Below are 12,628 nucleotides of genomic sequence, written 5' to 3' on the forward strand. Positions count from 1 at the left end.
TATTTGTATTTTTTAATTCTGTATATTGATTTGTATGAGATTTCTTTTACTCATGGTTAACAAATAAATACAGGATTAATCTATTACTTAGCTAGTGAAATTTATTTAGAAAAGAGGTTGTTCGGGGAATGCTGGATATAAACACAATCGCCCAATTAAAAGGAACATTAAAAGCGAGTATAAACAATTATGAAATCGCAGGTGCAAGCATTATGGTAATTAAGAATGGTAAAGAAGCTTTTTATCACAATGATGGATTGGCTGATCTTGAGACGGGACGCCCTATTACAAGGGATTCAATTTATAGACTATATTCAATGACAAAGCCGGTCACTGCCACTGCTATTATGATGTTGCTAGAACGAGGAGAAATTGACTTATTTGATCCAATCAGCAAGTACATACCTACTTTCAAGAACCAGTTGGTCGTTAGTTATGGTAAATTAGTTCAGGCGAGCCGTGATGTCAATATTCACGATTTACTAAATATGACATCGGGAATTCTTTATGATGGTCCTGATTTAGCTGGTCAACATTCATATGAACTTTTTCAAGAATTGGACTCCCGTTTGTTAAGTGGAAATCCAATGAGTACGTTGGAATTTGCCAGTCGAATGGGACAAGGTCCTCTATCGTTTGATCCAGGCTCAAACTGGCAATATGGAGCTTCGGCAGATATACTAGGTGCAATTATCGAGGCAGTTAGTGGAATGCGGTTTGGGCAATTCTTGAAAAAGGAACTATTTAATCCTTTGGATATGCAGGATACAGATTTTTGGTTGACAGAGGATAAGAGAAACCGTTTAGCCAAAACATATCAGGATGATGGTGCAGGACGATTGAAACTATACTCAGGAAATCATCTTGGTATCATTCATCAGATGGATCGGACGCCAGCGTTTGAATCAGGAGGTGCGGGCTTAGCATCAACTATTGATGATACAGCTAAATTTACAATGATGCTGTTAAATCAAGGGACCTTTAACGGGGTTCAACTCATGAAACCTAGATCAATTGACTTTTTGACCTCAGCATCATTAACAAATAGGCAACAGAAAGGTTTCGATAATTGGCATACCTTGTGTGGTCACAGCTACGGGAATCAGATGCGTATTATGACTGACCCTGCGAAAGCCGGGTTCATTGGTAGCATTGGCGAATATGGTTGGGATGGTTGGTTAGGTGCCTATTTTACTAACAGTCCTCAAGATGATTTATCAATACTATTTATGGTCCAGAAAAAAGATGCTGGTACTATGTCGATCACGCGTAAGCTACGCAATATAGTGTTTAGTAGTTTAAAATAAGACGAAAGACACGTACGATATGTGAAATCGTGCGTGTCTTTTTTTAAAATATAAAGAAACTATAAAGTTTATCAGCGCGAATTTCGTTTTTATTAATGAATTTTCAACGTAAATGGGATCTACTAATAAATTTATTGTTCAGACGCCAATTGCAGAAAATGATCTGCAGCCAAACGGACAGCCAGGATACTTGCGCTATTGAGTGAGTTATCAAAGATTAGAACATGATTGTTTTTCACTGCTTCCAGTGAGTTCCACACGTTCGAAGTTTCCTTGTCCTTGATGGCTGCCTTTGCGATATCCATATCATGCTGGATAATAATATAATCAGGATTCATGCTGTATATCCCTTCCAGAGAAAGGGCCCCTCCCTCTTCAGGATATCCCTTCGGTGGCAACAACCCGAAGCCTACAGTTTGATTGTAGTACATCGTGTTTTTAGAGCCTTGAGCATTAAAATTAGCTTTTCCGTCGACCCGTAGTAAAGCAAAGGTTTTATTCTCAAGACTACTTAGCTGTTCTTTTGTTTTTGCAATCATTTCTTGGGTTTCCTTAATGGCTTGTTCCGCTAATGTCTCTTTACCAACAATCTGAGCACACAGCATCGTCGTTTTTTCCCAGGTATCGGTGTAGTCAATTAAGATGACTGGTGCAATCTTATTCAACTCTTCATAATTGCTATCAACAGAACCCTTGAAGGTTACAATCACATCAGGCTTTGCTTCCATGATCATTTCCAGATTCGCATTGCTGCTGCCCAAATCAATGATTTCAGCAGTTCCAGCGTAAGGCTGTAAAGTAGCAAAATCCTTCATCGCTTCCGCTGCGTTAGTTGATGCGATTGGAGGCGTATCAAGAGCAAAAAAGTAATCTAAATACAAGGGATGCAGAACCGCTATACGCTCAGGTCGTGTCTTGAGCACCACTCCATTGTCGCTGGCATCCGCAATTGTTCTTGGCCATCCTGCTTCTTCGATCTTGCCAACTTCTGGTGTAGGCGTGACTGAAGTTTCGGAACACCCAGCCAGTAATCCTGCTAGTATAATTAAGGATGCAATCCATCCATATAGTCTTTTCATTTGGCTCCCCCTTGAGTTGTTATCATTACTGTCTGTATAAATGCTTCATTAAATCACGGTTTTTCTGCGTGAACAGGTCATTATGTGAAGACACCATCCCGGACGAATTTGCCTCCGGTGTGATGTATTGTTTGGCTTGGTTTACCGCATTGGCAGCATCCTGGAATGCCCCCGCGATCAGGTGCAGTTTCCCCTCATGATGTAGAACATCCCCTGCCGCATAAATACCCGGCACGGATGTCCCGCTCATTACTGATCCTGAAATCCGGTGTTCCCACAGATCCATTTTAATTTCACTGTTCACCAGCAGTTCTTTGTCGCGCTCATAACCGTGATTAATGATGACCTCATCGACAGACAGCTCAAATCCCTCTCCGTTGTCATTACTTTTTAGCAGTACAGTCCCTATTCTTTCGTGATCCGGTGTGGCAATCAACTTTTCGATTGAAGTATTTAACAAGCACTCTACGCCATTGTTTGCCAAGCGTGAAATATCGGCTTCATGCCCCGTTAAGTTCTCTTTCCGGTACGTCAGAAACACCTTTTTGGCAATCGGAGCCAGTTCATTCGCCCAGTCAACAGCAGAATGGCCGCCTCCCGATATTAGGATAGTCTTCTCTTTAAAGCGGGCAAGTGACTTCACCGTATAATGCAAATTTGTGATTTCGAATCTTTCGGCACCCTCGATTTCGAGCTTGATCGGCTTCAGAATGCCTCCTCCAATGGCCAATATGACAGTTTTAGTGAAATGCTTCCGGTTTGCGGCCGTGTGTAAAATAAAGTAACCTGCTTCATCTTTCGAGATGGATGTGACCTTTTCATTAAAGGCAACCTCTGGTTGGAAAGTCATCCCTTGACCAACCATTTGTTCAATAAGCTGTGAGCCAAGAATAGGCTGTAAGCCTCCCACGTCCCAGATCATCTTTTCCGGATAGACATGCACCTTGCCGCCAAGCACAGGTTGGAATTCTATAATTTTGGTTTTCATTTCACGGAGTCCGCTATAAAATGCAGCAAATAATCCAGCCGGACCGCCGCCAATAATCGTAACATCAAACAATTCCTCTTCATGCATCGTTCAATCGCCTCATTTCTCTTTTTTAAATCCCTAAATGCTCACGGAAAGTGCTACCCGTATATTCGCTCCGGAATAAGTCTCTTTCAACCAGCTGCGGTACCAACTTCTCAAAAAACAGCTCCATAGATTGTTCCGAACCGCCTGGCAGGGCGATGAAGCCATCTATAGCCCCCGCTTCAAACCGTTCAATAATATCGTTCAGCACATCCTCGACTGTCCCGACAGATACCCAATGTGCAGATCCGACAACCTCCGGCCTGTCCAAGATTTCTTTCACTGTAGGCTGATTTTTAATAATATACCGCCGTAACAACTCAGCATGAGTCCGGCTGCGGACGGCCTGACTGGAATCGGGTAACATATCGGCAGTTACTCGCTTATCTAAGGGATAACCGCTTAAATCAAGACCCAGCACCGATTTAAGCGAAGCATGTCTGCGTTCAAGGCTTAAATTCGCATGTGCAGCCTTATGTAATTCAAGTGCTTCTTCGCGCGTATCGGCCAGGAAAAAATATAAGCCCGGCAAAACTTTGATAGCATCCGGATCACGGCCCTGCTCAGCCGCTTTTCTTCTCAGATCATTCCTTAGTTCCACTCCCGATTCGATATCCGGCATTGCGGCAAAAATAGCATCAGCTACAGATGAGGCGAAATTCCGTCCAATATCCGAAGCCCCAGCTTGGAATAGCGGCGGTGTTCCTGACTTGTGAGCAGGTAAAGTAAGCGGCCCTTTTACACTGAAAAATTCCCCGGAATGATTAATGGCAGCCACTTTATCCTTATCCGAAAACATACCTGACTGACGGTCGATAACAATCGCTTCATTCGGAAAACTCTCCCAAAGCTTGCATACAACATCCGTGAACTCCATAGCCTTGGCATATCTCTCTTCCGGTGACGGCATAGGTGAGTCGCTGAAATTATCGGCGCCTTCAATAGAAGTGACAATATTCCAGCCGGCGCGTCCATTGCTCAGCCAGTGTAAGGACTGCAGCTGCCTTGCAACAACATACGGCGGATTAAAAGTAGTGGAAATCGTCGCTACCAGTCCGATCCGCTCGGTTTCACGAGCTATCGCTGCAAAAAACAATGCAGGGTCTGGGCTGCCGAAATTTGAGGAATCTCCTAACATCTGCGGGCTAACATACAGATAATCAGCTCTGAAAAGAAAATCGAGCTTTGAATTCTCAGCCATTTTTGCCAAATCAATATAGTAATCAATAGACTCCATCTTTTCTACTCTGCTATCCGGATGCCGCCAGCCGTCTCCTTTCATCCAGGTTGCATTTAAGGACAGGCCAATACATAATTGTTTGGGTCTTTTTTCTGTCATATCTACCAGCCTTTCATTTATAAATCAATTTACTGATAATGATTCTCAGTTACAAAGTTGAGTTTATCAAAAATTTAAATAAATTCAAATGTACAAAACTCAAATCCAGCATGCATCATTATTTAATCTAAATAAAAAAAGTCTGCACTTCTGGCTTATCACCAGTAGCTGCAGACGTAGTTCAAGTACAAGAAGCTCATTATGTACATTATTTATAGGCAGAGGGAGATACACCGAATTTCTTTTTGAATAATCGGCTGAAATATAGTGGATTGTCATAACCGACACGGTCAGCAATCTCGCGGATAGGAAAATTACCTGCTTTGAGTAATTCACAGGCCCGTTCCAAACGATAATTAACGACATAGTCGATGGGTCGTAGTCCCGTATATTTATGAAAGAGGTAAGAGAAGCGGTTGGCACTCATTGCATGCTGTTCCGCTAACTCACCAAGTGTAAGTGAATTCATATAATGAAGTTTAATATACGCAAGGGCTTCGTCTACCATTCTTTGATTCGGAGAACGATCGTTCTCTCTGTAACTGCACGCAATCAGAACCTGGTGCATCAGGCTTAAGAACAACTCCTTGATACGCAGCTTCCCAATTTCTCCGGATGGATGGGCATTCTGATGGAGCATAATTAGTAATTCAATAATTTTTAGATTCGCTCCCGGCTCCAGCTTGAAATGAGAGTCAAATTCGTGAGTACTATTCAATTCTTCCGGCATATCCAATTTATAAAAAAGGGAGTAATACTCGAGCTCAGATTGTCCTATAACCTGCGAATCCATCTGCATGCCCGGAGCAGCATGAAAAACTGATCCTGGCCGTAATTCATATACCGTTCCATTCACACGTATTCTGGCTCCCCCGCGAATGATAAATAGAAATCCATGCTTAACGGTGGTGAATTCACTTAATAAGCTTTTGGGCTGGATGACTAAGCGGCGTCTATCTTCTATTTCATAGACACCTTTAGTAAATGCCTTTGCTAATTTGTCCAAATTTATCAATGCTCTGCACCAGCTTTCTAGCACCATGCTTCTTATAAAAATCAGATCCAATTCTGATATTTATTTAAAACAGTATAGACAATAGTATGCGAAATTGCTAGAAGTGTAGTAGATATTCTACTGTAAATTGCAACCCAAGAAGATGCTCAGGAGATTTTGGTTGAAAATATGCCGTTTTCATTACAATCAATTTGAAGAAGTTCATCCTGTAAAATCCAAACATCAGTTTTTTCAACAAAGAAATGAAATCCGCCAATGGATTGAACCCATGCGGGATCGATCGGTATAGCACTTGCATTAATTCCAACAGTGAAAGCATCAGAGCCTCCACCGGCATATTTTGCATAAATTCTTACATATTGCCCCTCTTCCAAACCCCATTCATTCTTAAATGAATCCAATGCTTTTTCGGATACTGCAAATGATATCATTCCTCTTCTCTCCTTTCTGCTGTTTAATCACATTTTTTTATTTCGCCACGATAATTGGCCATTCTGAAACTGGCTCCGCATCCACATGAAGCTTTTGCATTAGGGTTATTCATAGTGAATCCGCCTACCATTCCACTCTCTTCATAGTCAATTTCAAGCCCGTCAATATATGGAATACTATTCGGGTGAACCAATATACTAAAATCTTGTTTATTTAATATAATATCCTCTTCTGCTTGCTGCTCATCCACGACTAGGGTATAGGATAGTCCACTGCATCCCCCTTCATCAACACCCACTCTTAGAAATGGATTTCGGATATTCGCACTTGATAAGATTTCGGCGATTTTTTCTGATGCTTTGTCACTGACCTCGATGATCATTGTGAACTCCTCCTTCGTTTATTTGTTTTTCAAACCTAAAGATTGGATACCCGTTCCTATTTGTTCAGCTACTGGTGAGATCCGAGTGCTCGCAAATAAACTCATTACAATCAACAAGAGATGGAAACCCATTGCTACAATTAATCCGGATTGGAGTGACATTCCGCCAGCCTGACAAACCACAAGGATGGAACCGCCGATCCCGATAACTACACCGGGTGTAAAAGAATCCGCAAATTGCAGATTAGCCGAGGTGTTGCCGACACCTCCTTCTCCTGTCTGAGAAAACGCCACAACACCGCTAATCGGATGCGCCAATCCAATGCCGATTCCAGCGATGATCTGTCCAATAACTGCTACGGTAACGGTCACAACGGGTATCCAAAATACGATAGTAATCCCTATGGCAAGCAGCAATACACCCAGAATAATTCGCGTATGCCGTCCACGGCCCTGATCTGCCGAATCCCATCGTCCTTGCAGATACGCTATGACGCACCAACTCAACGCAGCACTCGCTACAATCAATCCGGCCTGAGAAGGCGTTATTCCTTTCACATCGATTAGAGCCAATACCAAGAAATTCTGTGTGCTGGTATAGGCAGCGAAGAACAGCCCACGTGTTGCCAGAATAGCTGGCATGCCTCTTCGAAGCGTAAGAGTTCCCTTCGGTAGCAGTTTGCGGAGCGGAAATATCATAAGTACTAAGCCGATAATGACTAAAACAAATCCCATAATGCTCGGAAGCATGCTTAGACCAACTAAGAAAATCCCTGTACCCATCGTTAACAGTAACGCATTCCAAGTTGATGAAGCTCCGATATCCCCTTGCGTCTTCGGTGTTTTTAATTTCGTGAACGCAGGTAAACTAAGCAGTGCTGAAATCATCAGGATCGGTAATATTCCCCAGAAAACAAACCGCCAGGACCACTGATCTGCGATAAGACCTGCAACGTATGGACCGAGCATGGACGGAAGAACATAGGCCGTACCAAATGCTCCGAGTATTTTGGCGCGTAATTTATCCGGGTAGCTTAAGGATATTGCTGTGTACACACAAGTCATCATAGCTCCGGCACCCAGACCCTGCATGGCCCGTGATCCTATCATGGTATACATATCGCCTGATGTTGCGGCAGCAATCAACCCAACGATAAACAAAAGAAGTGCGATAGTGAACGGTACTGCAGGTCCTCTTCTATCTATGATTCGACCGACGACCAGAGTTCCGATAATCTGCGCAAGCAGATACGTGCTGAATATCCAGCCAAACAGGCTAAGGCCGTTCAAATCTCCAGCAATTGAAGGGGCAATGGTAGTTACGGACAGGCCTTCGAATCCAACGGCCATCACTGACAGAATAATACCTATGGATAGTGCAAAATAACGTGGGCTGAAAATACTTTGATGATTAGACGACATGAAATGTGACCTCCAAGAAAATTGGTATGTATACATCGTATCCGGACACTTAGTAAACATTTTTATTTATAATGTCTAAGCTACAGTTCAGCTTTGACTTTGTCAACATTTTTGTTTAAAATGTAGTCTGTGATGTAGATTTAGTTGTTTCAGTAGGAGGTGCAACATGAGCCGAAATCAAACCAAAAAGGATGTCTCAACCAAGACCCGAAGAGCGATCATTGATCTGTTAAAGCAACAAGGGGGAATGGATGTTATGGCACTCTCCTCCCAGTTTTCGCTATCTGGAATGGCTATTCGTCAACATTTGAATGCGCTGAAAGAAGAAGGGCTGGTTACTAATATAGAAGAGTCCCGTCCCATGGGGCGGCCAACCAAGCTATGGATCTTAACCCCCGCGGCCGATCGGTTTTTCCCAAGTGGATATTCGGATTTATCCGTCAGTCTGATCCATTCCATGAAAGAAGCTTTCGGAAATGAGGGGCTGGACAAGCTGCTGGCTGTTCGAAATAAGAATATGCAAGAACAATATCTTCAGCATCTTGGTGATACAGCAGACGTTAGAGTGAAGCTGGAGAAACTGGCTGAGATTCGAACAAGTGAAGGGTATATGGCCGAGGTTAAGGAGCAGGATGATGGCAGTCTTTTATTCATTGAGAAACATTGCCCGATCTGTGAAGCTGCTGCTGTATGTACCGGGTTATGCAAAAATGAGTTACATCTATTTAAAACTGTTCTAGGTAATAATGTTCATATTGAACGGGGGGAGTACATATTAGCGGGAGGAAGAAACTGTGTTTATACGGTTAGACAAAATAAGCTCTTGTTTCCAAGCTGCCATGCCGAATGACCGCGCCACTAAGGGAAGGTGTTCCCGTTGAAATATTCATAATTTGAAGTGGTACCCTGCAGCGGTTTTACATATTGTAACAAATTCGTGGGGCATAACTTTCCTTTTCTGATACGGTCATATCATGCTTTATTTCACAAATAGGAGTTTTAGTGGAAAATTATGGATAGTTAAGTTCATAGAAAAATGATAGATTATTCTATGGTTAATCCCTCAGCTTGTTCGTGTTCGATATATGTTATTGGGATTACGCGCAAGTCGGGAGATATGTTTAGGCTTATATAATCTGTATTTGGGGCGGGTGTCTGCATGGACAAAAATTCTGGTTATAGAACAAACGTTATAGGCGCTGGTGAGGTTGGCGTCGCCATCTCGGTCGATATGGATACGAATACTATTCATGAAACAAACAGCTTATTTTGGGATACAAAAGGAAATGAAGTTTTAGGAGCTACTGCACTTCCTCTTTATGGAGCATTTGTATCGGAAGAACAATGCCAACTTTTTGGTGATGTCTCAGGGAAAAAGTTGCTGGAGATAGGCTGTGGAAGCGGTCAATCTTTGCAATATCTGGGGGAACGCAATGCATCTGAACTATGGGGTACGGATATAGCAGAGAACCAAATCGAAAAGACTAGGCAACTTTTGACGGAGCACGGTCTTTCAGCAAAATTGATCTGCTCACCCATGGAAGAAGAATGTGGCCTGCCAGAGGATTATTTTGACTTTGTATATTCGGTTTATGCCATAGGCTGGACAACTGACCTTGAGGGTACTTTTAGCCGGATTGCTTCTTACCTTAAAAAAGATGGATCATTTATTTTCAGCTGGTCTCACCCTATACACAAATGTGTTGTTGCAGAAAATGATATGCTTGTTTTTAAAAAATGTTATTTCGATGAATCTTGGTATTCAGTATCTCTTGATGAAAGTACGCTAACTTTATCGGATCGTAAATTATCAACTTATGTGAATGCGCTATCTAAAGCTGGATTTGTTATTGAGCAAATGATTGAGCAATCTGATGATGAACTTATGCAGTCGCGGGACGATAAAAGCGATTTTGCAAAAAAAGCAAAGATGCTTCCTGTAACTTTTGTAATTAAAGCAAGAAAACTCTAGCATCCGATACCTATTGAACAACCTTACAACGTAAAAATTATTTTTCTAAGCCGATCCAGAAAAGGATCGGCTTATTTGATAGCTTTTTAAGATCAATCTTGTCTGTTCTCAACAGATTTCATGCGGTTTTGATCATCTGGCACTCGGTCATTACTGAATTCCTGGCCTGCTTCTGCTTCACCATGACCGGAAGCACTTCGGGCAAAATTTGTGAATTGCCTCTTCTGCTCATCCAGCTTGTGTTTACTTTTAAGAAGCTCCTGCGGATCTTGATTTGTCATCATTATCACCTCGCAAAATAGATTCATGCTGTTTATTCGCACTACATAAGTTTTCCATAATAGGGCGGTGCTTATGCAAGATAAAAAAACTCCTGCTCACCATAAGCAGAAGTTTCTAAATGAAGTTCTAGTTAACGAAAAATATCAATTATTTTATGCAAAACAAGGTATTCCAAAACAACAATCCCACCGCAAATGAGTATAAAAAACTGAAGCCTTGCCGTATTCATTCTATCCTTCCAATACTCTCCCCGGAATAATGAAATGATGTTAGGTGTAAAAGTATGCCTAATCGATTCGCTATAATCATCTTTATTCACGAAGAACACGCGAAATAAAAATTTATATACTGGAATATTTAAGAACAGTAATAAAATGATCATCACAAGACTCAATGTCCTCGCCTCCCAAGATCCAATTATCCTAATTTTACCACATGGATAACTATAGAAATCGCAAACTGATGACAACTTTATAACCGCTCCATTAAAAAAAGGCCTTCCTTTTAGGAAGGCCCTTTTGAGTAATATTCACTTTCAGCTGCGTAAACGACTATTTATGCTCCAACCACTTACACTCTGTAATTTCCATTTCAGTGAAAACACCTTTAAATGAAGAATTCTCTGGGCTACAAGCATATAAGCCAAAATTTATTTCCTCATTCCCTTCAAACATATGAAAAATACGCATCTGTTCAAATGTAGTCCCGTCCAAAGAGCTTTCAATACAGAAATCACTTTCGCGTCGACTTAGTCTATAATACATAGTTTTAATGTTTGCATCGATATCAGTTGTTGCCCAATCTGAATATCCGTGATTTGTAACCACACTTCCAAGTCTTTGGAATTCCTCATTTTCATATTCTACCGATGCCTTGAACCAATTATCACTGTCCTGATAGATGACTATCCCACACTGCTCGTATCTATGTGTACTATCATAATCTGTTCTTACTATAAATGAAAAATACTTCTCAGCAGTTTTCATTAACAGTGCAGGTGAATTATCATTTCTAAAACTATAATAGGTTCGTTGCCAAAAATCTGTATTCGGCATCGTTACAAATTCAATCCTGTTTTCTGTAATAGAATAATCATTGATTGGATTTATCCAAAAAAGCTGTTCTTTATCAAAGTTCATTGCTCTACTCCTCACTTTTTATAAAGTTTTGTCAACCATTTTCATTGCTAAGATTCCAAATACAATTTAAATAGTTTTCAGCAGTTCATCCTAATAATACCATTTGAAAAATATAACGCACTACATTTTCTAATCTTTTATTTTGAAGTATCCAGAGAATTAAATAAAAAGGTTGTCCCGTTTACAAACGCTCTCAAAATCGCTTGAGCATATGGCTGCTCTTCAATCAAACCCTCGGTCTCTAGCGGATTCTCTGCATGAAAGCTATAGGCTTCGATTATTGCCATGACTAAGAAGCACTCTAGCTTCATTATATATTCATTTTCCAGCTTCCTGATTCTCTGATATCCTTCGACGAAATAAGCTCTCTGTGTTGGGTATAATCCCATAATAGCCTGAGCTATATCGTAAAGATGATAGCCGAAGCCACATCTGCCAAAATCGATAGGATACGGTTCATTATCCCGAAAAATGACATTTCCATTATGTAAGTCCGCGTGGATCATCCCATAATTTTGTTCATGTCTTGTGAACGTTTCGAGACATGTTGCCACTTTAGTGGCGGCTGCGGAATATAACTTAAAACCCTCATCCGATATGAAATGTTTGCGATGTAGACTTAGGTGATCCCAGTCCCTTTTAAAGCTCAGTACACCCCAAGAAGGACGAGTAAAACCGCTGGAAGGACTAAAATCAGAGCTGGCCTCATGAAGCTTTGCCATCAATGATCCTGTTTTACGGATGCCCTCCTCCGTTAGTTCGCTTTTGTCTACATGCTTTCCCTCGACCCATCGCATTAAGCTCGAATAAAACCGTTGTCCGTCACACACCGATGTTTCCGTAATAAAGGCCCCTTCACGATTGATTACAGCTTCGGGCAAGAGGAGGCCCTTGCTCTTCAAAGCGAACAACCACTCAATTTCTGAAATGGTTCCTTCGCGTTGTTTGTTATCCGGGTGAATGCGGAGCAAGAACTGTTCCCCCACATCGCTTACAATGCGGAAGGTGACATGTTCGGATACTTGAATGAAGTGAATGGAGTTCCAGTCTATTTCATATTCCTGTAAAGCATGAAACGCCGCTTGTTTTACTTGCCTCAGAGTTCGGTGTCGGTTCTCCTCAGTATTGATCCGAAAGCCAATATTCATTGCTTATCTCCTTTGTCTACCATACTTCCATCATTTTAA

General features: G+C 41.5%; 14 protein-coding genes. 4 read left to right on the forward strand and 10 right to left on the reverse strand.

Annotation, left to right across the window (positions count from 1 at the left end):
• The first annotated feature begins 128 nt into the window (after positions 1–128).
• Entirely contained in the window at positions 129–1,307 is a 1,179-nt protein-coding gene (locus MHH63_RS12400) for a serine hydrolase domain-containing protein (RefSeq protein ID WP_312151162.1), read from the forward strand.
• Positions 1,308–1,438: 131 nt separating this feature from the next.
• On the opposite strand, the gene MHH63_RS12405 is transcribed toward MHH63_RS12400, so the two are convergent.
• The 7 genes from MHH63_RS12405 to MHH63_RS12435 form a co-directional block, all read right to left on the reverse strand.
• The gene (locus MHH63_RS12405) at positions 1,439–2,386 is read right to left on the reverse strand and encodes an ABC transporter substrate-binding protein (protein WP_076307854.1); all 948 of its coding nucleotides are present in this window, start codon (positions 2,384–2,386) and stop codon (positions 1,439–1,441) included.
• A 25-nt stretch (positions 2,387–2,411) separates the two neighbouring features.
• On the reverse strand, positions 2,412–3,461 hold the full coding sequence (locus MHH63_RS12410; RefSeq protein WP_341171597.1) for an NAD(P)/FAD-dependent oxidoreductase: 1,050 nt from the start codon (positions 3,459–3,461) through the stop codon (positions 2,412–2,414).
• Positions 3,462–3,486: 25 nt separating this feature from the next.
• On the reverse strand, positions 3,487–4,797 hold the full coding sequence (locus MHH63_RS12415) for an NtaA/DmoA family FMN-dependent monooxygenase (RefSeq protein WP_341171598.1): 1,311 nt from the start codon (positions 4,795–4,797) through the stop codon (positions 3,487–3,489).
• 208 nt (positions 4,798–5,005) lie between these two features.
• A complete protein-coding gene (locus MHH63_RS12420; protein WP_341171599.1) occupies positions 5,006–5,803 on the reverse strand; it encodes an AraC family transcriptional regulator in 798 nt (265 codons plus the stop codon).
• Positions 5,804–5,958: 155 nt separating this feature from the next.
• Positions 5,959–6,243, reverse strand: a complete 285-nt coding sequence (locus tag MHH63_RS12425; protein ID WP_341171600.1) for a HesB/YadR/YfhF family protein — start codon at positions 6,241–6,243, stop codon at positions 5,959–5,961.
• A 23-nt stretch (positions 6,244–6,266) separates the two neighbouring features.
• On the reverse strand, positions 6,267–6,623 hold the full coding sequence (locus tag MHH63_RS12430) for a HesB/IscA family protein (RefSeq protein WP_076130520.1): 357 nt from the start codon (positions 6,621–6,623) through the stop codon (positions 6,267–6,269).
• A gap of 21 nt (positions 6,624–6,644) precedes the next feature.
• Positions 6,645–8,048 carry an MFS transporter gene (locus MHH63_RS12435; RefSeq protein ID WP_339187058.1) on the reverse strand — a complete coding sequence of 468 codons (1,404 nt, stop codon included), beginning with the start codon at positions 8,046–8,048 and terminating at the stop codon, positions 6,645–6,647.
• A gap of 166 nt (positions 8,049–8,214) precedes the next feature.
• On the opposite strand from MHH63_RS12435, the gene MHH63_RS12440 reads away from it, so the two are divergent.
• Together MHH63_RS12440 and MHH63_RS12445 are read left to right on the forward strand one after the other, a co-directional pair.
• Positions 8,215–8,898, forward strand: coding sequence for a helix-turn-helix transcriptional regulator (locus MHH63_RS12440; protein WP_076278535.1), 684 nt, complete (start codon positions 8,215–8,217; stop codon positions 8,896–8,898).
• A gap of 309 nt (positions 8,899–9,207) precedes the next feature.
• On the forward strand, positions 9,208–10,020 hold the full coding sequence (locus MHH63_RS12445; RefSeq protein WP_076130506.1) for a class I SAM-dependent methyltransferase: 813 nt from the start codon (positions 9,208–9,210) through the stop codon (positions 10,018–10,020).
• A 92-nt stretch (positions 10,021–10,112) separates the two neighbouring features.
• On the opposite strand, the gene MHH63_RS12450 is transcribed toward MHH63_RS12445, so the two are convergent.
• A complete protein-coding gene (locus MHH63_RS12450; protein ID WP_076130505.1) occupies positions 10,113–10,304 on the reverse strand; it encodes a hypothetical protein in 192 nt (63 codons plus the stop codon).
• A 70-nt stretch (positions 10,305–10,374) separates the two neighbouring features.
• Here MHH63_RS12450 and MHH63_RS12455 point away from each other — a divergent pair, with 70 nt between their 5' ends.
• Complete coding sequence (locus tag MHH63_RS12455) at positions 10,375–10,500, forward strand: hypothetical protein (RefSeq protein ID WP_303047864.1); 126 nt, start codon at positions 10,375–10,377, stop codon at positions 10,498–10,500.
• Between the two features lie 353 nt (positions 10,501–10,853).
• Here the strand turns inward: MHH63_RS12455 and MHH63_RS12460 are convergent, their stop codons facing one another.
• Complete coding sequence (locus MHH63_RS12460) at positions 10,854–11,441, reverse strand: DUF1349 domain-containing protein (RefSeq protein WP_341171601.1); 588 nt, start codon at positions 11,439–11,441, stop codon at positions 10,854–10,856.
• A 137-nt stretch (positions 11,442–11,578) separates the two neighbouring features.
• Complete coding sequence (locus MHH63_RS12465; RefSeq protein WP_341171602.1) at positions 11,579–12,589, reverse strand: phosphotransferase enzyme family protein; 1,011 nt, start codon at positions 12,587–12,589, stop codon at positions 11,579–11,581.
• Positions 12,590–12,628: the final 39 nt, after the last annotated feature.

Origin of the sequence: Paenibacillus sp. FSL H3-0310 (assembly GCF_038002785.1) — a bacterium.
In the GTDB taxonomy this organism is placed as follows: Bacteria; Bacillota; Bacilli; order Paenibacillales; family Paenibacillaceae; genus Paenibacillus_AQ; species Paenibacillus_AQ odorifer.